The organism is Pseudomonas sp. DrBHI1 (genome assembly GCF_002205115.1).
GTDB classification, from domain to species: domain Bacteria; phylum Pseudomonadota; class Gammaproteobacteria; order Pseudomonadales; family Pseudomonadaceae; genus Aquipseudomonas; species Aquipseudomonas mosselii.
The window spans coordinates 1-21,289 of sequence record NZ_NIBE01000097.1 but is presented as its reverse complement, the minus strand read 5'-3'; the positions used below and the strand labels follow the sequence as shown (position 1 = coordinate 21,289).

At 66.9% G+C, this 21,289-nt stretch carries 15 protein-coding genes; 6 read left to right on the top strand and 9 right to left on the bottom strand.

Annotation, left to right across the window (positions count from 1 at the left end; all coding sequences use genetic code 11):
- Positions 1 to 11 precede the first annotated feature (11 nt).
- The 6 genes from pepN (at position 12) to CC207_RS27180 (ending at position 8,322) form a co-directional block, all read left to right on the top strand.
- The gene (gene pepN / locus CC207_RS19750; RefSeq protein WP_088852626.1) at positions 12 to 2,669 is read left to right on the top strand and encodes an aminopeptidase N; all 2,658 of its coding nucleotides are present in this window, start codon (positions 12 to 14) and stop codon (positions 2,667 to 2,669) included.
- Between the two features lie 292 nt (positions 2,670 to 2,961).
- Positions 2,962 to 3,978, top strand: a complete 1,017-nt coding sequence (locus tag CC207_RS19745; protein WP_028692917.1) for a YCF48-related protein — start codon at positions 2,962 to 2,964, stop codon at positions 3,976 to 3,978.
- Positions 3,975 to 6,368 carry an RND family transporter gene (locus CC207_RS19740; RefSeq protein WP_088852625.1) on the top strand — a complete coding sequence of 798 codons (2,394 nt, stop codon included), beginning with the start codon at positions 3,975 to 3,977 and terminating at the stop codon, positions 6,366 to 6,368. Before CC207_RS19745 ends, CC207_RS19740 begins: the two co-directional genes overlap by 4 nt.
- A gap of 107 nt (positions 6,369 to 6,475) precedes the next feature.
- Positions 6,476 to 6,766 (top strand): DUF5629 family protein, encoded by a 291-nt coding sequence (locus CC207_RS19735; protein WP_062363857.1) that lies wholly within the window; start codon positions 6,476 to 6,478, stop codon positions 6,764 to 6,766.
- Entirely contained in the window at positions 6,732 to 7,862 is a 1,131-nt protein-coding gene (locus tag CC207_RS19730) for a lactonase family protein (protein ID WP_178080982.1), read from the top strand. Before CC207_RS19735 ends, CC207_RS19730 begins: the two co-directional genes overlap by 35 nt.
- 283 nt (positions 7,863 to 8,145) lie before the next feature.
- Entirely contained in the window at positions 8,146 to 8,322 is a 177-nt protein-coding gene (locus CC207_RS27180; protein WP_178080981.1) for a hypothetical protein, read from the top strand.
- A gap of 157 nt (positions 8,323 to 8,479) precedes the next feature.
- On the opposite strand, the gene CC207_RS19725 is transcribed toward CC207_RS27180, so the two are convergent.
- The 9 genes from CC207_RS19725 to CC207_RS19685 all read right to left on the bottom strand — a co-directional run bounded on the left by CC207_RS19725 (position 8,480) and on the right by CC207_RS19685 (position 20,851).
- Positions 8,480 to 9,073 (bottom strand): glutathione S-transferase, encoded by a 594-nt coding sequence (locus CC207_RS19725; RefSeq protein WP_028692921.1) that lies wholly within the window; start codon positions 9,071 to 9,073, stop codon positions 8,480 to 8,482.
- The gene (locus tag CC207_RS19720) at positions 9,070 to 12,714 is read right to left on the bottom strand and encodes an SbcC/MukB-like Walker B domain-containing protein (protein ID WP_088852623.1); all 3,645 of its coding nucleotides are present in this window, start codon (positions 12,712 to 12,714) and stop codon (positions 9,070 to 9,072) included. Before CC207_RS19720 ends, CC207_RS19725 begins: the two co-directional genes overlap by 4 nt.
- On the bottom strand, positions 12,711 to 13,949 hold the full coding sequence (locus CC207_RS19715; protein ID WP_028692923.1) for an exonuclease SbcCD subunit D C-terminal domain-containing protein: 1,239 nt from the start codon (positions 13,947 to 13,949) through the stop codon (positions 12,711 to 12,713). The genes CC207_RS19720 and CC207_RS19715 overlap by 4 nt, the downstream gene beginning before the upstream one ends.
- Positions 13,950 to 14,045: 96 nt before the next feature.
- Positions 14,046 to 15,671 carry a BatD family protein gene (locus tag CC207_RS19710; protein ID WP_088852622.1) on the bottom strand — a complete coding sequence of 542 codons (1,626 nt, stop codon included), beginning with the start codon at positions 15,669 to 15,671 and terminating at the stop codon, positions 14,046 to 14,048.
- Positions 15,668 to 17,386: a tetratricopeptide repeat protein gene (locus CC207_RS19705; RefSeq protein ID WP_062363853.1), complete on the bottom strand. Its 1,719-nt coding sequence runs from the start codon at positions 17,384 to 17,386 to the stop codon at positions 15,668 to 15,670. Before CC207_RS19705 ends, CC207_RS19710 begins: the two co-directional genes overlap by 4 nt.
- On the bottom strand, positions 17,383 to 18,459 hold the full coding sequence (locus CC207_RS19700; RefSeq protein WP_028692926.1) for a VWA domain-containing protein: 1,077 nt from the start codon (positions 18,457 to 18,459) through the stop codon (positions 17,383 to 17,385). Before CC207_RS19700 ends, CC207_RS19705 begins: the two co-directional genes overlap by 4 nt.
- Entirely contained in the window at positions 18,452 to 18,946 is a 495-nt protein-coding gene (locus CC207_RS19695) for a DUF4381 domain-containing protein (RefSeq protein ID WP_028692927.1), read from the bottom strand. The genes CC207_RS19700 and CC207_RS19695 overlap by 8 nt, the downstream gene beginning before the upstream one ends.
- Positions 18,943 to 19,887 (bottom strand): DUF58 domain-containing protein, encoded by a 945-nt coding sequence (locus CC207_RS19690; protein WP_028692928.1) that lies wholly within the window; start codon positions 19,885 to 19,887, stop codon positions 18,943 to 18,945. The genes CC207_RS19695 and CC207_RS19690 overlap by 4 nt, the downstream gene beginning before the upstream one ends.
- A gap of 4 nt (positions 19,888 to 19,891) precedes the next feature.
- Complete coding sequence (locus CC207_RS19685; protein ID WP_011532987.1) at positions 19,892 to 20,851, bottom strand: MoxR family ATPase; 960 nt, start codon at positions 20,849 to 20,851, stop codon at positions 19,892 to 19,894.
- Positions 20,852 to 21,289: the final 438 nt, after the last annotated feature.

The window sequence follows — 21,289 nt, the reverse complement described above, 5'->3', positions numbered from 1 at the left end:
GGATCGTCACCATGCGTACCGAACAACCGCAAGTGATCTACCTCAAGGACTATCAGGCCCCCGAGTACCTGATCGACGAGACCCACCTGACCTTCGAACTGTTCGAGGACCACAGCCTGGTCCATGCGCAGCTGGTCATGCGCCGCAACCCCGAGCGCGGCGCCGGCCTGCCGCCACTGGTGCTCGATGGCCAGCACCTGGAACTGCTGAGCGTGCAGATGGACGACCAGGCGCTGGGCGCCAACGACTACCAGCTCGACGACGACAGCCTCACCGTGCAGCCGAAGGGCGAGCGCTTCACCCTGGACACCAGCGTGAAGATCCACCCGGAGAGCAACACCGCGCTGGAAGGCCTGTACAAGTCCGGCAAGATGTTCTGCACCCAGTGCGAGGCCGAGGGCTTTCGCAAGATCACCTACTACCTCGACCGCCCCGACGTGATGAGCACCTTCACCACCACGGTGATCGCCGAGCAGCATCGCTACCCGGTGCTGTTGTCCAACGGCAACCCGGTCGGCAGCGGCCCGGGCGAGGACGGCCGCCACTGGGCGACCTGGGAAGACCCGTTCAAGAAGCCGGCCTACCTGTTCGCGCTGGTGGCCGGTGACCTCTGGTGCAAGGAAGACACGTTCGTTCGCCAGTCAGGCCGCGACGTGACCCTGCGCATCTACGTCGAGCCGGAAAACCTCGACAAGTGCGACCACGCCATGGTCAGCCTGAAGAAGTCCATGCGCTGGGACGAGGAAGTCTACGGTCGTGAGTATGACCTGGACATCTTCATGATCGTCGCGGTCAACGACTTCAACATGGGCGCCATGGAAAACAAGGGCCTGAACATCTTCAACTCCAGCTGCGTGCTGGCCCGCGCCGAGACCGCCACCGATGCCGCCCACCAGCGGGTCGAGGGCGTGGTCGCCCACGAGTACTTCCACAACTGGTCGGGCAACCGCGTGACCTGCCGCGACTGGTTCCAGCTGTCGCTCAAGGAAGGCTTCACGGTGTACCGCGACGCCGAGTTCAGCGCCGACATGAACTCGCGCACGGTCAAGCGCATCGAGGATGTCGCCTACCTGCGCACCCACCAGTTCGCCGAGGATGCCGGCCCCATGGCCCACCCGGTGCGCCCGGCGAGCTTCATCGAGATCTCCAACTTCTACACCCTGACCGTGTACGAGAAGGGCGCCGAGGTCGTGGGCATGGTCCATACCCTGCTGGGCGCCGAGGGCTTCCGCAAGGGCAGCGACCTGTACTTCGAGCGTCACGACGGTCAGGCGGTGACCACCGACGACTTCATCAAGGCCATGGAAGACGCCAACGGCGTCGACCTGACCCAGTTCAAGCGCTGGTACAGCCAGGCCGGCACGCCGCGCCTGGAAGTCAGCGAGGCCTATGACGCCGCCGCGCAGATCTACAGCCTGACCTTCCGCCAGAGCTGCCCGCAGACCCCGGACAAGGTCGAGAAACTGCCGTTCGTGATCCCGGTGGCCCTGGGCCTGCTGGACGCCGAAGGCAACGACCTGCCGCTGCGCCTGGTGGGCGAGGCGCAGGCCGTCGGCAGCAGCCGCGTGCTGTCGGTGACCGAGGCCGAGCAGACCTTCACCTTCGAGGGGATCAAGGCCAAGCCGCTGCCGTCGCTGCTGCGCGGCTTCAGCGCGCCGGTCAAGCTGAGCTTCCCGTACGACCGTGACCAGCTGATGTTCCTCATGCAGCACGACAGCGACGGCTTCAACCGCTGGGAAGCGGGCCAGCAGCTGTCGGTACAGGTGCTGCAGGAGCTGATCGGCCAGCACCAGCGGGGCGAAGCGCTCACGCTCGACCAGCGCCTGATCACTGCATTGGGCACCGTGCTCGGCAATCAGGCGCTGGACCCGGCCATGGTCGCCGAGATGCTTTCGCTGCCGGGCGAGGCGTACCTCACCGAGATCAGCCAGGTGGCCGATGTCGATGCGATCCACGCCGCCCGCGAGTTCGCCCGCCAGCAGATCGCCGAGCAGCTGTTCGACGCCCTGTGGGCGCGCTACCAAGCCAACCGCGAGGTCTCGCGCAAGACCGCCTATGTGGCCTCGGCCGAGCATTTCGCCCGCCGCAGCCTGCAGAACATCGCCCTGTCGTACCTGATGCTGACCGCCAAGGCGCCGGTGCTCGAGGCGACCCTGGAACAGTTCGAGCACTGCGACAACATGACCGAGCGCCTCACCGCCCTGGCGGTGCTGGTCAATTCGCCGTTCGAGGCCGAGCGGGCCAAGGCGCTGGGAGCCTTCGCCGAGCACTTCAAGGACAACCCGCTGGTCATGGACCAGTGGTTCAGCGTACAGGCGGCCAGCACCCTGCCGGGTGGCCTGGCGCGGGTCCAGGCGTTGATGCAGCACCCGGCCTTCACCCTGAAGAACCCGAACAAGGTGCGCGCGCTGGTCGGTGCCTTCGCCGGTCAGAACCTGGTCAACTTCCACGCCGCCGATGGTTCGGGGTACCGCTTCCTGGCGGACCTGGTGATCGAGCTCAACGCGCTGAACCCGCAGATCGCCTCGCGTCAACTCGCCCCGCTGACCCGCTGGCGCAAGTACGACGACAAGCGCCAGGCGCTGATGAAGGGCGAGCTGGAGCGGATTCTCGCGTCCGGGGCGCTGTCCAGCGATGTGTATGAGGTGGTGAGCAAGAGCCTGGCGTAAGCCTGGTAGACATTGGGGCTGCTGCGCAGCCCATCGCGACGCAAGGCCGCTCCCACAGGGATGGCGCCAGGGCAGAACTGGCGCATATCCTGTGGGAGCGGCCTTGCGTCGCGATGGGCCGCAAGGCGGCCCCAATTGTTCTCGTGGTTAACAAAACATAACGTCCCGCTCGTTGTGTTTCGCCGAACAACCCCGATACGATGGCTCGAAGCTATTCCAGGGCTCTGGAACAGGGTTTTCGCAGTGCCTGGCAATAGATTGACCCACCACAAGAACACAACAGGGGGCAGTCATGAGAGAGCGGCCAAGGGCACGCTACAGCCTGGCGGCCAGCGCTATGCTGGCGCTGACGCTGGGGATCGGTTCCGGGCATGTCCTGGCGGCGGTGGCCGTCGAGGAATACTCGGTGGAGTCGGCCAAGGCCAGCCAGAGCCTGCTGATCGGCGCCACCCACGCCGGGCAGCGCCTGGTGGTGGTCGGTGATCGCGGCCACATCCTGTTCTCCGACGACCAGGGCAAGACCTGGACCCAGGCCCGGGTCCCCACCCGGCAACTGCTCACCGCCGTGTTCTTCCTCGACGACAAGCGCGGCTGGGCCGTCGGCCATGACGCGCAGATCCTCGCCAGCAGCGACGGCGGCGCGACCTGGAGCAAGCAGTTCGAAGACCTGTCCCGCGAAGCCCCCTTGCTCGATGTGCGTTTCCTCGACCCGCAGCACGGCTTCGCCGTGGGCGCCTACGGTGCCTTGCTGGAAACCCTCGATGGCGGCCAGCACTGGCAGGATGTCGCCGAGCGTCTGGACAACCCCGACCAGTTGCACCTCAACGCCATCACTCTGGTGAAGGACGCCGGCCTGTTCATCGTCGGCGAGCAGGGCGGCATGTTTCGCTCCAGCGACGCCGGCCAGAGCTGGACCAAGGTCCAAGGCCCCTACGAGGGCTCGCTGTTCGGCGTGATCGGCACCGCCCAGCCCAACACCCTGCTGGCCTTCGGTCTGCGCGGCAACCTGTTCCGCTCCACCGACTTCGGCGACAGCTGGCAGCCGATCGAGCTCAAGGCCGAGCGCGGCCCGCTCGAATTCGGCCTGGCAAGCGCTACGCTTCTCGAAGACGGCAGCCTGGTGCTGGTCGGCAACGGCGGCAGCGTGCTGCGCAGCCATGATGACGGGCAGACTTTCAGCGTGCGCAACCGCGCCGATCGCATCGCCCTGTCGGGCGTCAGCGGCCTGGGCGGTGGCGGTCTGCTGCTGGTCGGGCAAGGGGGCGTGCACCTGGCCTCGGCCGACGGTACCCAGGAGGCGCGTCCATGACCAGCCGGGAGAGTTTCGACATGCAGCACAAGGACAAGGCCACCCTGCTGGAACGCCTGATCTTCAACAACCGTCCCATTGTCATCGTCATCTGCGTGCTGGTGAGCATCTTCCTGTTCTGGCAGGCCACGCAGATTCGCCCGTCCACCAGCTTCGAGAAGATGATTCCGCTGCAACATCCGTTCATCGAACAGATGCTCGAGCACCGCAACGACCTGGCCAACCTCGGCAACACCGTGCGTGTGTCGGTGGAGTCGACCAAGGGTGACATCTTCGACAAGGACTATATGGAGACCCTGCGTCAGATCCATGACGAGGTGTTCTACATCCCCGGCGTCGACCGCGCCGGCCTCAAGTCGCTGTGGAGCCCCAGCGTGCGCTGGAGCGAGGTCACCGAAGAAGGCTTTTCCGGCGGCGAGGTGATTCCCAACACCTACAACGGCTCCCAGGACAGCCTCGACACGCTGCGCGACAACGTGCTCAAGTCCGGCCAGGTCGGGCGCCTGGTGGCCAACAACTTCAAGTCCAGCATCATCGACATCCCGCTGCTGGAAAGCTACCCCGACCCGCAGGACCCGGGGCGCCAGGTCAAGCTCGACTACCAGCAGTTCTCGCACCAGCTGGAAGAGAAGATCCGCGACAAGTTCCAGGCGCAGAACCCCAACGTTAAGATCCATATCGTCGGCTTCGCCAAGAAGGTCGGCGACCTGATCGACGGCCTGGTGATGGTGGCGATGTTCTTCGGCGTGGCGCTGGTGATTACCTGGGCGCTGTTGTACTGGTTCACCTGGTGCATCCGCAGCACCATCGCCGTGCTCATCACCACCCTGGTGGCGGTGGTCTGGCAGTTGGGGTTGATGCATGCGGTGGGCTTTGGCCTGGACCCGTACTCGATGCTGGTGCCGTTCCTGATCTTCGCCATCGGCATCTCGCACGGGGTGCAGAAGATCAACGGCATCGCCCTGCAGTCCAGCGACGCCGACAACGCCCTGACCGCGGCGCGGCGCACCTTCCGCCAGTTGTTCCTGCCGGGGATGATCGCCATCCTCGCCGACGCCGTGGGCTTCATCACCTTGCTGATCATCGACATCGGGGTGATCCGCGAGCTGGCCATCGGCGCCTCGATCGGCGTGGCGGTGATCGTCTTCACCAACCTGATCCTGCTGCCGGTGGCGATCAGCTACGTCGGCATCAGCCAGAAGGCCATCGCCCGCAGCAAGAAGGACGCCACCCGCGAGCACCCGTTCTGGCGCCTGTTGTCCAACTTCGCCAGTGCCAAGGTAGCGCCGGTGTCGGTGGTACTGGCGTTGCTGGCCTTCGTTGGCGGCCTCTGGTACAGCCAGAACCTGAAGATCGGCGACCTCGACCAGGGCGCGCCGGAGTTGCGCCCGGACTCGCGCTACAACCAGGACAACAGCTTCATCATCAGCAACTACTCGACCAGTTCCGACGTGCTGGTGATCATGGTCAAGACCCCGGCCGAGAGCTGCTCGATCCACTCGACCATGGCGCCGATCGACGAGTTGATGTGGACCATGGACAACACCCCGGGGGTGCAGTCGACCATCTCCCTGGTGACCGTGTCGAAACAGGTCATCAAGGGCATGAACGAGGGCAGCCTGAAATGGGAGACCCTGTCGCGTAACCCGGACATCCTCAACAACTCCATCGCCCGCGCCGACGGCCTGTACAACGCCGACTGCTCGCTGGCGCCGGTGCTGGTATTCCTCAACGACCACAAGGCCGAGACCCTGGAGCGGGTCACCGCCGCGGCCAAGGCCTTTGCCGACAGCCACAACAAGGAAGGCCTGCAGTTCCTCCTGGCGGCGGGTAACGCCGGCATCGAGGCGGCCACCAACGAGGTGATCAAGTCGGCCGAGCTGACCATCCTCATCCTGGTCTATATCTGCGTGGCGGTGATGTGCATGATCACCTTCCGCTCGTTCGCCGCGACGCTGTGCATCGTCCTGCCGCTGGTGCTGACCTCGGTGCTGGGCAACGCTTTGATGGCGTTCATGGGCATCGGCGTGAAGGTTGCCACGTTGCCAGTGGTGGCGCTGGGCGTGGGCATCGGCGTGGACTACGGCATCTACATCTACAGCCGCCTGGAGAGCTTCCTGCGTGCTGGCCTGCCGTTGCAGGAGGCCTACTACGAGACCCTGCGTTCCACCGGCAAGGCGGTGCTGTTCACCGGCCTGTGCCTGGCCATCGGCGTGTGCACCTGGATCTTCTCGGCCATCAAGTTCCAGGCCGACATGGGCCTGATGCTGACCTTCATGCTGCTGTGGAACATGTTCGGCGCCCTGTGGCTGCTGCCGGCGCTGGCGCGGTTCCTGATCAAGCCGGAGAAACTGGCGGGCAAGGAGGGTGGCTCGATCTTCGCTCACTGACCTGGGCCTGATCGCGGGGCAAGCCCGCTCCCACGACCTACATGGCGTGGGAGCGGGCTTGCCCCGCGATGCGTATAATGGCGGCCATTTTCTCAATCGGTGCCTCCATGACCACCCTCGCCACCGCCCTCGCATCCTGCGACATGCTCCTGATCGATGGCCTGCACGCCTTCGACTTCACCTTCGACGCATCCGGCCTCACCATCGAATGCATGGACGGCCGCCTGCTGCGTCGCTGGTCCTTCACCCCCGACCAGGTCGCCGCCGCCACCGGCGCGGGCGACGACTGGAGCCTGGCCAGTGACGAAGGCGAGCATCGTCTAGTCTGTATGAGTGCTTTTCGTGCCCCGGATGAAGAAGACGATGAACAGGAAATGGACCCACCTGCTGAGCGCTAGCCTCATGGCGTTTTCAGTCAACGCCCAGGCCGCCACGTTGCTGGTGGGCAGCTACACCGACAATGGCAGCGAAGGGATCTACCGCTACGACTTCGACGCCCGCACCGGTCAGATCGACGCCACGCCCCGGCAGGTGGTCAAGAGCGTCAGCCCTTCGTGGCTGGTGCTGTCCGCCGACCGGCGCCAGTTGTTCGCGGTCAATGAAACACCCAAGGGTCAGGTCAGCGGTTTCTCGCTGGGCAAGCAGGGTGAGATCAAGCTGCTGAACCAGGTGCCCAGCCAGGGCGACGAGCCGACCCACGCCAGCCTCAGCCACGACCAGCGCTACCTGTTCGTCGCCAACTACGCCGTAGCCCCCGACCCCGGTGGCAGCCTGGTGGTGATCCCGGTGGCCCGGGACGGCAAGCTCAAGCCGGTGGTGCAGCAGGCCCGGCATGCGCCGAGCCAGGTCAATCCCGAGCGCCAGGCCGGTGCCCATGTGCATTCGCTGGTGCTGTCGCCCGATGGCCGCCACCTGTACGCCAGCGATCTGGGCGCCGACAAGGTGTTCATCTACCGCTATGACGGCGCCAGCCCCGAGCATCCGCTGAGCCCGGCGATCCCGCCCTCGGTGACACTGCCACCAGGTAGCGGCCCACGTCACCTGCTGTTCGACGCAAAGGGCCGGCATGCCTACCTGACCCTGGAGATGAGCGCCGAGGTGGTGGTGTTCGATGTGCAGGACGGCGCGCTGACCGAGCGCCAGCGCCTGCCGCTGACCGAAAGCAAGGACTTCGCGGCGAAGGCCGCGGGCGGCCTGCACCTGTCGGCCGATGGGCGTTTCCTCTATGTCAGCAATCGTGGCACGGCCAACGAGATCGTGGTGTATGCCGTGGGCAAGGACGATGGCCGGCTCACCCTGCTGCAGCGCCGTTCGGTGGAAGGCGACCATCCCCGGGAGTTTGCCCTCGACCCGGATGGCAACTACCTGCTGGTGGCGAACCAGAAGAGCAACCAGATCGTGGTCATGCGCCGCGACCCGCGCAGCGGCAAGTTGGGGGATACGGTGCAGAAACTGCCCCAGCAGGCGCCTTCGGACCTCAAGTTTCTGGAGTGATCATCCTCCGCCGGGTTGTCTCGCCCCCTGTGGGAGCGGCCTTGCGTCGCGAATGGGCTGCGTAACAGCCCCAGAGTTTCAGCGTTGACGCAAGAATCGCCGGGGCCGCTGTGCGGCCCTTTCGCGACGCAAGGCCGCTCCCACAGGGGGGGCTTCCAATTATCGATAGGCGTGATAATCGCTACTGCTGCAATGAATTTCAGTGGTCGAGTCCATCGGCGTAAGTTTTGACCCAAGGCCCCCGAGGGGCCAACGTCAACCACCGAAGTCGAGGTCAGCCCACATGAACTTCAATCTCTTCCCGGTCATCGCCGCTTCCGCCATCTCCGCCACCGTCGTACTGCCGGCCCACGCCCAGCTGGAGCAAAGCGCCAAGGCGTCCAACACTCACAGCTACACCCAGAAATACCTGCAGCAGAGCGCGCATTTCCACGCCGCCCTGAGCAAGCATGCCAATTGAGTGTGTAAAGCCATTGGTAATAGCACAACGCCATGTGATTTAATTTGACGCTAAATTTTTGACTCGCCAAAGGGGCAGAGCATGATGTGGCGTATCACGGCGGTAGTGCTGTTGTTGATGTCCGCGCCGATCCTGGCGCTTTGAGCGACACGCTGTCTCACTTGGCCATCACGGCCTTGAACAGCGGCGATGCCAGCCAGCCCTGCAACCAGCTGCGCAACCGCGGATAAGCCGCCTCGGTGAACCATTCGGGTTCGACCCCGGCAAACTGGCGCATCAGGGGCAGCAAGGCGGCGTCGGCCAGGCTTGGGTGAGCGGCCAGCAGATAGGGTCTGCCTTCGAGCAGACGTTCCAGCTCGGCCAGCCAAGGCTCGGCCTGGGCGCGGTAGTGCGCCCGGGTGTGCTCGGGGTAGCGCTCGGCGTACTTGTACAAGTTCACTTGCGCCTTGAAGGTGCCATCGTTGCGCGCGATCAGCGTTTCGGCCTGCCGCGCGGCGGCGGGGTCTGCCTGCAGGCGCCAGTCCTCGGGGTCATGTCGGGCCAGCGCCCAGCGCATGATGTCCAGGCTTTCCTCCAGCACCGCATCCCCGGTATCGAGCACCGGCACCGTGCCCTTGGGCGACAGTGCCAGCAGCTCGGCCGGCTTTTCCTTCATCTTCACCTCGTGGACCTGTACGTCGCAGCCGGCGTAGCGCAGGGCCAGGCGCGCGCGCATGGCCCAGGGGCAGCGGCGGAACGAGTAGAGGATCACCCGCACACCTGCACGTCGCTCAGGCCATTGCCCTGGCGGCGCACCTGGATCTGCACCGGAATGCGCTCGTGCATCTCCTGCACGTGGGAGATCACCGCCACCTTGCGCCCCTGGGCCTGCAGGCCGTCGAGGGCGTCCATGGCCAGTTGCAGCGACTCGGGGTCGAGGCTGCCGAAGCCTTCGTCGATGAACAGCGATTCGATACGCAGGGTGCTCGACGCCATGGATGCCAGGCCCAGGGCCAGGGCCAGCGACACCAGGAAGGTCTCGCCGCCCGACAGCGAATGCACCGAACGCAGCTCGTCGCCCATCTCGGTGTCCAGCACCAGCAGGCCCAGGGCGCTGCCGCCGCGCTTGAGGCGATATCGCCGGGCCAGCTGGCGCAACTGGCTGTTGGCGTGGTGCAGCAGCAGGTCGAGGTTGTAGCCCTGGGCGATCTTGCGGAACACATCGCCCGAGGCCGAGCCGATCAATGCATTCAGGCGTGCCCAACGTTGCCATTGCTGGTAGGCCTGGTCGATCTGTTCGGCCAGGGCCTGGCTGGCCTGTTGCCGGCGCTGGTCCTCGGCTTGTTGGGCGCGCAGCTCAGCGCATTGCTGCTCCTGGGCTGACAGCTGCACGGCCAGCTCGGCGAGGGCGGTTTCCAGCGCTTCGACGGACAGTTCGCCGTGGGCCTGTGCGGTGTGTTGCTGCAGCTGCTGCTCACGCTCCCCTAGCAACACGCGGCCTTGCTCGACAGCTTTTTCCGCGGCCTGCAGGCGTTGGCGCAGCTCGCCCACCTGGCTGTCGTCGATGGCCAGCAGGCGGTCGAGGCCGGCGTCGTCCAGTTCCGGGTGTTCGCTGCGCCACTGGGCGATTTCGCCCTGCAGCTGCTGGTGCTCCTGCTCCAGTGCCTGTTGGCGTTGCTGGTTGGCCTTGAGTTCGCCGGCCAGTTGCACACCTTGGGTGTGCAGCGCCTGCAGTTGCCGGGCGCTGTCTGCCTCGGCGGCGCGGGCCTGCTCCAGCTGGGTGTCCATGTGCTGCTGCCAGGCTTCGGCGCTGGGCTGATCGCCGAGCAGTTCGCCCAGGGTGGCCTGGGCCTGGCGGCGTTGTTCGTCCAGCACGGCAAGCTTCTGTTGCAGCTGTTGCTGGCTGTGCAGGCGCGCCTGTTGCTGATCGCGCTGTTTGTCCAGCTGGACCTGGCGAGCCTGCTGTTCTTCCAGCTCGTCCTTGCGCAGGTCGAGTTGCTGACGGCGTTGGGCAATCTGCTGGTCGAGGCCGAGGAACGCATTGGCCGGGTCGTCGCGCAGGGCCTGGAGAATGTCCGGGGGCAGCACGTTTTCGAGACTTTCGAGGGCCTGCGCGAGTTGCTGCTCGTCGGCGGCCAGGGCCTGGTGCTGCTGGTCAAGGTGGCGCTGGGCCTGTTGCTGTGCTTCGCCTGCGGCCTGCAATTGCTGGGTGAGGCGCGCGGCGTCCTTTTGCAGGGCGAGCAGGGCGCCCTGGCGTTTCTCGTCGCGGTCGATCTCGTCGCCGAGGCGGCGCAACTGGCCGTCGAGCCACTTGCCCCGGCCGCTGTCGTCCTGCGGCGCCAGCGCTGGCCACAAGGCATGGGCCTGGACCTGCTCGAGGACGGGCTGCAGCTGCTCGCCCAACTGCTGCTGTTGCTGCTGGTAATCCTTGAGCTGGGCGTTGACCACGCCCAGCTGGGTGCGCAGCTCCACCAACCGGGTATTGAGCTGTTCGACCTGCTGCTGCGCCGCCGCTTCCTCGGCCTGGTCGTGGCGCCCGAGGCTGTGCAGCAACGCTTCGGGCTGATGGAACGGATGCTCGGCGCTGCCGCACACCGGGCAGGGCTCGCCATCGCGCAGCTGGGCGCGCAGTTCCTCGACGCTGGTGTTGCGGGCCAGGCGCTGGCGCTCGAGCAACTGGCGGGTCAGGGTCAGCGCCTGCTCGGCGGCCTCCAGTTCGGCCTTGGCCGCCGTGCCTTCACCGATCAGTTGCTGGCGTTGCTGCATGGCCAATTGTTGGCGCTCGCGCAGCGCATCGAGGCCGTTGCGCAGTTCCATTTCGCGGCCATGCAGGCGCGACAGCTCCTCGACCGCGCGTTGCTGCTTACGGTTGTCCTGGAGCATGGCGCCGAGCAGGTCGATCTGCTCGGCCAGCGCCTGGGGTTCGGCCCCGGCCTCGCGGAACAGCAACTCGAAATGCTCGCGCTGGGCTTGCAGTTGGGCGTTGGCCTGACTGGCTTGGGCCTGCAGGCCGGGCAGCTCTTCGCGGCCCTTGGCCAGGCGGCCGCCGATCAGCATCACCTGTTTGAGCTGCGGCAGGTAGGCTTGCCAGGCGTCGGCCAGGCTGCCGAGTGCTTCGCTTTCGGCCAGGGCGCTGTCGATCCGAGCCAGTTGTTGCAGGCTGCGCTGCTGGCTGTCCTCCAGCTGCAGCAGTTGCTGCTGGGCTGTACCGACTTCCTGTTCGACCCGGGTGCAGGCTTCACGTTGCTCGGCAAGCTCCTTGTCCAGGCGCGCCAGGTCGCCCTGGGCAGCAAAGGCCTGGCGCAGGCGCGGGGCGTTTTCGCCGTGCAGGGCCTGGTGCTCGATCAGGTGCTGGCGGGCCGTTTCCAGGGCCAGCTGCAGCGTGTCGGTGTGTTGCTGCAGTTCGGTGTGCTGGCGCTGTTGCTGGTCGATATCGGCCAGTACCGGGGCCAGTTGCGCGGCCAGGTGCTGCTGACGGTGGAACTGGTGGCGCTGGGGCGCCAGGCGTTCCAGGCGTTGCAGGTCGACGCGCTGTTCGGCCAGTTGTTGCCACTCGTGTTCCGCGTTTTGCAGGGCCGTGCCGGCTTCACTGTGCAGCGCCTGCAGGCGCTGCTGTTCGGCAAACCAGGTGCGCTGCTGTTCCAGCTGGCGCTGGCGCGCCTGTTCGGCCTTGAGCTGCTGCTGGGCCTGTTCCAGTGCCTGGTCGAGGGTGGCGCGGGCTTCGGCTTCCATTGGCAGCAGGTGCTCGGCCTGCTTCTTCAGGTCGTTGTGAACCTCGCCGGTTTCCCGCGCCTTGCTGAAGGCGCGTTGGCCCAGGCGGGTGTAGATTGCGGTGTTGGTGAGTTTTTCCAGCAGTTCGCTGCGCTCACGGTCGTCGGCCTTGAGGAAGGCACCGAATTCGCTCTGGGCCAGCATCACCGCGCGGGTGAACTGCTCGAAGTTCAGGCCCAGGCGCGCCTCGACCAGTTGCTTGTATTCGTTCTTGCCGCTGCCCAGCAGTTGCTCGCTGTCCAGGTCGTAGAGGCTCTGGCGGCTGTTCTGCAGTTTGCCGGTGGCCTTTTCGCGAGCGCGGTTGGCTTCCCAGCGGGCGCGGTAGCGGCCGCCGTCGATGCCGACGAAATCGACCTCGGCGAAGCCGCTGCCAGTGCCGCGACGCAGCAGGTTGCGCGGATCCGAGGTGGGGATCTCGCCATCGGCGTCCGGGACCTTGGCTTCCCGGGCGATGTCGTTCAAGCGCGGCACGCTGCCGAACAGCGCCAGGCACAGGGCGTCGAGCAGGGTGCTCTTGCCGGCGCCGGTGGGGCCGGTGATGGCGAACAGGCCGGCGCTGGCCAGGGGCTCGGCGGTGAAGTCGATATCGATCGGGCCGGCCAGCGAGGCCAGGTTCTTCAGGCGGATGGCGAGGATATTCATGCCTGCTCCTCCTCTTGCAGGACGTCCTGCAGCAATTCGGCGAAATCGGCCAGGGCCTGGTCGTCGGCGGGGTTGCCATAGGCCTGCTCCCAGGCACGGCCGAACAGGTCCTGCGGGGTCATCTGGGCCAGCTCGACGAAGGCGTGCTCGTCGTCCTCGGCGCGGCCGCTGCCGGCGTATTCGGCGCTGATGCGCACCAGGCGCACGGCCTTGCCCTGCAGGGCGCCTTCGATCTGCTGGCGCAGGTCGGGCTGCGGCTCGTCCAGGCGCACCCGCACTTCCAGCCAGGGCTGGCGGTTGGGGTCTTCGAGCAGGTCGATCACCGGCAGTTGCCCGAGCTGTTCGAGCAATTCGCCCAGCGGCGCCGGCCCGACCCGTTGCAGGGCCACCGCGCGGGGCACCGGACGCGGCTCGACACTGACCAGCTCGGCGCCGTCCAGCTCCACCTCCAGGACCTGGTGCGGGTAGTTGATCTCGGCGAACGACAACGGGATCGGCGCGCCGCTGTAGCGGATACGGTTTTCGCGGTTGACCTTCTGCGGCTTGTGCAGGTGGCCGAGGGCGACATAGCTGATGGCCTTGTCGAACAGCCTGGCCGGCAAGGCCTCGGCGTTGCCGATGATCAGGCTGCGCTCGGAGTCTTCCGAGATGCTGCCGCCGGCCATGTGCGCGTGGCTGATGGCGACCAGTGCCTGGTCTTTCTTGCGCTTCTTCTGCGCCGCGGCGATCAGTTGCTCATGGACCTGGTTGATGCCCTGCAGGTAGTCGTCCCCCAGCGCGGGGCCGGTGACTTCGGCGGGGCGCAGGAAGGGCAGGGCCAGGCACCAGGCGCCGACCTTGCCCCGGGCGTTGGTCAACGGGATCAGCAGTCGTTCGGTGTCCAGCTGGCCCTCGTCTAGCCAGTGCACCCGGCCCAGGGCGTGGGTGCGCAGGCGGCGCATCAGTGGCGCCGGCAGCTCGATGCGCGAGCCGGAGTCGTGGTTGCCAGCGATCATCACGATATCCAGCTTGGGCTGTTGCTCGTGGGCCTGGACAATGAAGTCGTAGAGACGCTCCTGGGCTTTGACCGGCGGGTTGACCGTGTCGAAGATGTCGCCGGCGATCAGCAGCGCGTCGGGTTGGCGCAGGCGCAGCTGGCCGAGCAGCCAGTCAATGAAACAGGCGTGTTCGAAATCGCGTTCCTGGCCATGCAGGCTCTGGCCCAGGTGCCAGTCGGAGGTGTGAAACAGACGCATGGAAGATCCGTTGGGTGAGCGGCAGGGGGCGTTTGGATTAGGGCGCTATGGTAACTCATCGCGGGGCCGTGGGAGCGGGCTTGCCCCGCGATGAGGCTACTTGGGATACAGCGGCGGCAAGCTGCCGGCTTCGCCCGACGGCGCCAGCACCTGCTCGGCCGGCGGAATCGCGCCAATCGCGCGCCACAGCTCGTCGCCGTGCCAGTATTGCCCGCTCTCGCTGTACAACGCGCCATTCAACCCATCCAGCGCATCGGACAACGGCACGAAGCGCGCCGCCATCTCGGCCAGGGTTTCCGGCTGCTGCCGGGCCCAGGCGTCCAGCGCCTGGCGGGTGGCCTGCGGGTCGTTGGCCTGGCAGGCGCGCTTGAGGTCATCGAGCAGCGTGCGCGGGCTCGGGCCGGTCTGTGCCGCGCGCAGCACCGCCGGTTGCGAGCGGGCCCGCCACCACAGGGTGAAGCCGAGCAGGGTGGTCAGGGCCAGGACCAGCGTGGCCAGTTGCCAGGGCCAGAGCGGGCCGGGGCTCAGGTTGCCGTCGCCGGCCGGGGTGTCGGCGCTCAGCGCCGGGTTGTCCTGCACGTTCAGGGTGCGGGCCGGCAGGCTGCTGTGCTCCAGATGGTCTTCGCGGGTGTTCCACCAGGTCACCTCCAGCGCCGGCAAGGCCAGCTCGCCAGCGTGGGTCGGCACCAGCGCCTCGCGCTCTTCGCGGTTGGCGACCATGCCGCGCTCGCCGATCTCGTTGCGCAGCAGCGGTTGGTCGGGGTAGCGGCGCAGACCGGCGGCTTCGGTGGCCGGCAGTGGCGGCAACTGGGTGCTCGACAGGCCCTCGGCGCGCACGGTGATGTTGCGCGTGAGCGAGTCGCCGATCTGCGTCGGCTGGCGCTCCGGGTCGGGGTTCCAGTGTTCTTCCAGGGTCAGGTTGCGGGCCGGCAGCCAAGGGCGGTCGGCCGGGTAGCTGGCCGGGATCGGCTTGACCGTCAGACGCAGCGGCAGCGAGCTGACCTGCACCTGGCGGCCGACCCGCGGCGTGCCGGCCGGTTGTTCGCCATTGTCGGCGGCGGTGGCGGTGAAGCGCAGCGGCGGCACTTCAAGGCTGCCGCTCTGTTGCGGATAGATCGCATAACGGGTCTCGATCACCCCGTGACGCACGCCGTTGATGTCCTTCTCGTAGGTGCGCGACTCGCCCAGCGGGTCGACCTTGGCGTTTTCCAGCTGCAGCGGGCTGAGGCTGCTGTCGTCGTACAGCGCCACCGAATGGTAGATGCGCAGGGTCAGCACGGCCTGGGCCTGGACATAGACCTCGCTGCTGTCCAGGGTGGCCTCGACGAACACCTGCGCAGCCGCGTCCGGGCGCTGGCTGTCGGCCTGCTGCACCTGCAGTTCGATGGCCTGGCTGCGCGATTGGCCCAACTGCAGCTCGGGAATGCGCAGGCTGCCGCTGCGCCGGGGCAGCAGGGTGATGATCCAGCGGGTGCTGGCGCGGGTTTCGCCGTCCAGGGTATGCAAGCTGTTGAGCTGGCGCGTACCGCGCACCTCGAAGTCGGGCTCGAGGGAGCGCAGGTCGGGCTTGCCGAACTGGGTGACGTCCTGGCTCTCGAGGGTGAGTTCCAGGGTTTCGCCGGCTTCCAGGCGCGTGCGGTCGACGCTGGCCTGCAGGATCGGTTCGGCCTGGGCCGCGAGGCTCCACAGCAGGCCTAGGAGAAAGACGCCGAGGCGACTCATCGTGGGGTTTCCTGATGCAATTGCTGTTCGTACCAGAATTTGCGCCGCAGCAGTTCCGCCGGGTTGTCGGGGATCTCCCGCAGCCATTGCTCCAGGGCCTGGCGCTGTTCGGCGTCGAGGCTGGTGGAGAGCGGCCGCTGGGGCGGCTGGGTGAGGCTGTCGTCATCGCCGCCGGCAGCGCCGGGCGGGGCCTGGGTGTTGCCCTGGCTGTCGCCGTTCTGCTGGCCCTGGGCCTGTTCGTCGCTGCCGGGCGTGCCCTGGGCCTGGCTGCTGGTCGAGCTGCTGTTGCCTTCGGTTTCGCTGCCGGGTGTGCCTTGGGCATCGGCGTTGTTTGGTTGGGTCTCGGCGCTGGCCTGGCGTTGTTGCAACAGTTGCTGGACCAGGGCCTGGTTGTCCAGTGCGGCCTTCAGGTCGGGTTGGCGTTCCAGGGCCTGTTCATAGGCGTCCAGCGCCGCCTCCAGTTCCCCGGCGCGGGCCAGGGCATTACCCCGATTGTAGTGGGCGGCCGCTGTGCCGGCCTGGGCGAAGGCGGCGGCGGCGCCTTCGAAATCGCCGGCCTGGTACAGGGCCATGCCGCGCCACTGGCTGTCCTCGAAGTGGCGGGCCGCCTGGGCCGGGCGTTGCCGCTCCAGCAGGCGCTGGCCCTGCTGGTCGGGGCGCAGCCACAGGTCATTGAATTCGAAGGCCTGGCTCGGTTGCGGCAAGGCCAGCAGCAGCGGCAGGCAGAACAACCAGCCGCGCCGGCCAGCGCAGGCGGCTAGCAGCAGCAGGGGCAACAGCAGCCAGTAGCCCTGGTCGGCCCAGCTGTCCAGTTGCAGGGTCTGGCCATCGTTGTGCAACAGTCGCGGGTTGTCGAACAAGCCCAGGCCGCGCAGGTCGAGGTCGTCGATGCGGGCATGGCGGTAGCGCCCGCCGGTCGAGCCGATGAAGCTTTTCAGCGAGGCGCTGTCCAGGCGTGGCAGGAGAATGCCGCCCTGGTCGTCCTTCAGGTACTCGCCGTTGGCCTGGCGTACCGGTGCACCCTCGGCGCTGCCGACGCCCAGCATCAGCAGGTTTGGGCCCTGGCGCCCGAGGGCCTGTCGAATGCCTTCGCGCTCCGGTTCACTCAGCGACGAGCCGATCAGTAGCAGGCGGCCCTGGCCCAGGCCGCTCTGGGCGAGCAGGGCCAGGCCCTTGTGCACGGCGAGGTCGGCACGCTGGCCGGGCTGCGGCATGATCGACGGGTCGACGGCCTCAAGCAGGTTGCGCGTGGTGCCCAGGTCATCGGATAGCGGCACCAGGGTGTGGGCGGAGCCTGCGTAGACGATCAGCGCGGTCTGGCTGTCGCGACGGTGCTCAAGCAGGTCGAGGATCTTGCGCCGGGCCTGTTCCAGGCGGTTCGGCGTGCTGTCCTCGGCGAGCATCTGCGGCGTCAGTTCGAGCAGGATCACCAGCGGGTCGGCCGGGCGTTGGCGGGTTTCTTCCAGGCGCTGCCAACTCGGCCCGAGCAGGGCCAGGACGATCAGCAGCCAGGCCAGGCCCAGGGCGATCCAAGGCAGCTTGCTGGTGCTGCCGCTGCCGCCGCCAAGCAAGACCGCGTGGAACGGCTGCGGCAGGATCAACTGCCAGCGCCCGGCGCGCTTGCGCCGATGCCAGAGCTTGAACAGCAGCCAGCCGAGCAGGGGCAGCACCAGCAGCCAGAGCGGGCGCAGCCATTGGGGCCAGAGTTCGATCATCGCCGCCTCCTCAGGCGCAGGCGCTTGAGGCGCTGGCGCCATTCCGGGTGGGGCTGCAGGAAGCGTGGCTTGCGCAGCAGGCGTTGCAGCAGGTTGTCCGGCCACTGCACGGCCACCACCAGCAGCACGCTGAGCAGCAGCGCCAGGGCCAGCGGCCAGGCGTACAGCGCGTGAGCGGTGCGCGCCTGAGTCGGCTGCTGGGCCACCGGTTCCAGTTGGTCAAGGGTGTCGCCGATGGCGTTCAGCTCGGCGCCGTCGTGGGCGCGGAAGTAGCTGCCGTGGGTAATTTCGGCGATTTCCTTGAGCGAGGCTTCGTCCAGGTCCAGGCTCGGGTTCAGCCCGAGCAGGCCCGGCGTGCCGCTGGCCTCAGGGTTGGCACCGATGCCGATGGTGTAGATGCGCACGCCTTCCTGGGCGGCCAGGCGGGCGGCGGTCAGTGGGTGGATCTGCCCGCCGTTGTTGGCGCCATCGGTGATCAGGATCAGCACCCGACTTTGCGCCGGGCGCTGGCGCAGACGCTTGACCGCCAGGCCGATGGCGTCGCCGATGGCGGTGTTCTTGCCGGCGATGCCGATCTGCGCCTCGTCGAGGAAGGTGCGCACGGTACGCCGGTCGAAGGTCAGCGGGGCCTGCAGGTAGGCCTGGCTGCCGAATAGGATCAGGCCGACGCGGTCGCCCTGGCGGTCCTGGAGGAAGTCGCCCATCAGCGCCTTGACCAGGTCCAGACGGCTGATCTCGTCGTCCTTCCACTGCATGTCGGGGAAGTCCATGGAGCCCGACACATCCACTGCCACCAGCAGGTCGCGGCCACTGGCCGACACCGGCAGCGGATCGCCCAGCCACTGTGGGCGGGCGGCGGCCAGCAACAGCAGTAGCCAGATCAGGATGAACGGCGCCTGCTGGCGCCAGGTTGGCAGGTTCAGCCGCGCGCGGCGCCCGGCCAGGCCTTCGAGTTCGTCGAGAAAGCCCACCTTGAGCACCGGCTCGCCGCTGTCGGCGGCAGGCAGCGCCAAGCGCGCCAGCCAGGGCAGCGGCAACAGCAGGAAGATCCACGGCCAGGCCAGTTCAAACATGCTTGCGGATCCAGGTTTCGACCGCCTGGGTGAGCCCGGCGATGGCCTTGTCGTCGAGCTTGCACTCGGGCTTGTAGGCGCCTTCGACCAGTACCATCCAACGGGTCAGGCCGGCGGCCGGGCAGCGGTTGTCGAGAAACGCCAGCCACTGCCGGCCATTGAGGGTGTGGCTGTTGGCGCCGGGATAGTGGTTGCGGCACAGGCGCTTGAGCAGGGCGTTGATCTGCTGCAGCCAGGCGCCGGCCGGCGCGCCGTCATAGGGGCGTGGCAGGCGCGCCAGCTCGGCCAGGGCCTCGACACGAATCGGGTCCAGCGGCAGTTCGGCGCGCACCACCTTGCGCTTGCCTGGGCGCCAGTGGCGCAGGCGCCACAGGCCCCAGCCGAGCAATGGCAGCAAGGCGAGCAACAGCCACCAGCCTGGGGCCGGTGGCCACAGACCGATGGCCGGCGGTGCGATGAGCGGTTGCAACTGATCCAGGGGGGTCATTTGGCGCTCCCGGGACGCTGCGCGTTCAGGTATTCGCGCAATTGCTCGATCATCTCACTCTGGGTGCTCAGCGGCATCAGCACCACCCGCAGCTTCTGCGCCAGCAGTTCCCAGCGCTCGATGCGCGCCTCGGCCTGCTGGCGGTAGGCCTGGCGCAGGTTGGCATCCAGCGTGTCGAGTTCCAGTTGCGCGCCGCGTTGGGCGAAACGCAGCAGGCCGGCGGCGGGCAGGGCATGGTCGAGCGGGTCGCTGACCGGCATCAGCAGCACGTCGCAGTGACGCGACAGCATCGCCAGGTGCTGCTCGACGCTGGCGCTCAGGGCACGCTCGTCACAGATGACGATGGCCAGGCTGCCCGGGCGCAGCACCTCACGTGCCCGGCGCAGGGCCAGGCCCAGGCTGTCGGGCTGTGGCACGGCCTCGGTGTGCAGGGCCTGGTTGACCTTGGCCAGGCGGTTGAGCAGTTGCAGCAGGCTCTGCTTGCTGCGCCTCGGCTTGATCTCGTGGGGCTCGCTGTCGCCGAACACCAGCCCGCCGATACGGTCGTTGTGGCCCAGCGCCGCCCAGCCGAACAGGGCCGCGGCCTGGGCCGCCAGCACTGACTTGAACATCAGCCCGGAGCCGAAGAACAGCCGCTGGCTCTGCTCGACCATGATGAAGATCGGCCGCTCGCGCTCTTCGTGAAAAAGCTTGGTGTGCGGCTCCTGGGTGCGCGCGGTGACGCGCCAGTCGATGTTGCGCACATCGTCACCGGCCTGGTAGACCCGCACCTGGTCGAAGTCCACGCCGCGGCCACGCAGCTTGGAGTGGTGCAGGCCCACCAGCGGGCTGCGCTGGCCGGGCCGGGAGAACAGCTGGATCTCACGCACGCGGTGGCGCATGTCGATCAGGTCGGCCAGGCCGATGCGGATGCCGGGTTCGGCCAACTGCGAGGTGGGCATGGGGTCAGGCGACGGCGACGACGTCGAGGATGCGCTGGACCACGCGGTCTTGGTCGACCCCGGCCGCCTCGGCCTCGAACGAGAGGATGATGCGGTGGCGCAGCACGTCGAACAGCACTGCCTGGATATCCTCGGGGCTGACGAAGTCGCGCCCGGCCAGCCAGGCGTGGGCGCGTGCGCAACGGTCCAGGGCGATTGAGCCGCGGGGGCTGGCGCCGTAGGCGATCCAGTCGGCCAGCTCACTGTCGAACTTGGCCGGGGTGCGGGTGGCCATGACCAGCTGCACCAGATATTCCTCCACGGCATCTGCCATGTACAGGCCGAGGATTTCCTTGCGGGCGGCGAAGATGGCCTGCTGGCTAACCCGGCGCTCGGGCTTCACCTCGCCACCCAGTGCCTCGCCCCGGGCTTGCAGGAGGATGCGTCGCTCCACCGCGGCGTCTGGGAAGCCGATTTTGACATGCATGAGGAAGCGGTCGAGCTGGGCCTCGGGCAGCGGGTAGGTGCCTTCCTGCTCGATCGGGTTCTGCGTGGCCATCACCAGGAACAGCGGCGACAACTCGTAGGTGCTGCGTCCAACGCTGACCTGGCGCTCGGCCATGGCTTCGAGCAGCGCCGATTGAACCTTTGCAGGGGCGCGGTTGATTTCGTCGGCCAGCACCAGGTTGTGGAAGATCGGTCCTTGCTGGAACACGAAGCTGCCGGTTTCCGGGCGGTAGATCTCGGTACCGGTGATGTCGGCGGGCAGCAGGTCGGGGGTGAACTGGATGCGATGGAATTGCGCCTCGATGCCCTCGGCGAGCTCCTTGATAGCCTTGGTCTTGGCCAGGCCCGGGGCGCCTTCGACCAGCATGTGGCCGTCGGCCAGGAGCACGATCAGCAGGCGCTCGACCAGTTTTTCCTGGCCGAGGATCTGGGAGGAGAGAAAGGTGCGCAGCGCGATCAGCGCTTCACGGTGTTCCATCGTTGGCGGTTCCTGGGGATGGGCCCTGGCGCGCTGAGGGCGCTTGCCGGGCGAGGGGGGATACTTTAATCCATCCGGGGGGGTGGCGACCAATGGCGGTTTGCAAAAATCGTGTAAAGGATAGAGGTGAGGCAGTGGGAACCTATCGTGGCAGGGAAGTCTGTTACAGGTGTTGGATGGGGTTGCTGGGTGTGCGCTTCGTTGTCTGTTGACGGTGGTCGCTTTGAGGGGTAGTCATTACACGTAACGCGGCGCCTACTCTCACCCACAGATGTTTTCCTGCTCTGCAGGTGATTCATATTTCTTGATCTTGATCTTGCTTCTAAGTGCGCAATAGTTCAGGCGCCACCAATTGCGACTTCAGGAGGCCGAGCGGAGTTCTTGCGGAGGGAGGTGACGGGCATGGATGCCCGTCAAGCGCTGCGCCCCAGGATGGGG

Bases quoted from the DNA above. Each gene is read 5' to 3' on its own strand.
- CC207_RS19735 (WP_062363857.1), top strand. From the start codon at position 6,476: ATGACCACCCTCGCCACCGCCCTCGCATCCTGCGACATGCTCCTGATC.
- CC207_RS19685 (WP_011532987.1), bottom strand. From the start codon at position 20,851: ATGGAACACCGTGAAGCGCTGATCGCGCTGCGCACCTTTCTCTCCTCC.
- CC207_RS19715 (WP_028692923.1), bottom strand. From the start codon at position 13,949: ATGCGTCTGTTTCACACCTCCGACTGGCACCTGGGCCAGAGCCTGCAT.
- pepN (WP_088852626.1), top strand. From the start codon at position 12: ATGCGTACCGAACAACCGCAAGTGATCTACCTCAAGGACTATCAGGCC.
- CC207_RS19730 (WP_178080982.1), top strand. From the start codon at position 6,732: ATGAACAGGAAATGGACCCACCTGCTGAGCGCTAGCCTCATGGCGTTT.
- CC207_RS27180 (WP_178080981.1), top strand. From the start codon at position 8,146: ATGAACTTCAATCTCTTCCCGGTCATCGCCGCTTCCGCCATCTCCGCC.
- CC207_RS19710 (WP_088852622.1), bottom strand. From the start codon at position 15,671: ATGAGTCGCCTCGGCGTCTTTCTCCTAGGCCTGCTGTGGAGCCTCGCG.
- CC207_RS19695 (WP_028692927.1), bottom strand. From the start codon at position 18,946: ATGACCCCCCTGGATCAGTTGCAACCGCTCATCGCACCGCCGGCCATC.
- CC207_RS19705 (WP_062363853.1), bottom strand. From the start codon at position 17,386: ATGATCGAACTCTGGCCCCAATGGCTGCGCCCGCTCTGGCTGCTGGTG.
- CC207_RS19700 (WP_028692926.1), bottom strand. From the start codon at position 18,459: ATGTTTGAACTGGCCTGGCCGTGGATCTTCCTGCTGTTGCCGCTGCCC.
- CC207_RS19740 (WP_088852625.1), top strand. From the start codon at position 3,975: ATGACCAGCCGGGAGAGTTTCGACATGCAGCACAAGGACAAGGCCACC.
- CC207_RS19745 (WP_028692917.1), top strand. From the start codon at position 2,962: ATGAGAGAGCGGCCAAGGGCACGCTACAGCCTGGCGGCCAGCGCTATG.
- CC207_RS19720 (WP_088852623.1), bottom strand. From the start codon at position 12,714: ATGAATATCCTCGCCATCCGCCTGAAGAACCTGGCCTCGCTGGCCGGC.
- CC207_RS19690 (WP_028692928.1), bottom strand. From the start codon at position 19,887: ATGCCCACCTCGCAGTTGGCCGAACCCGGCATCCGCATCGGCCTGGCC.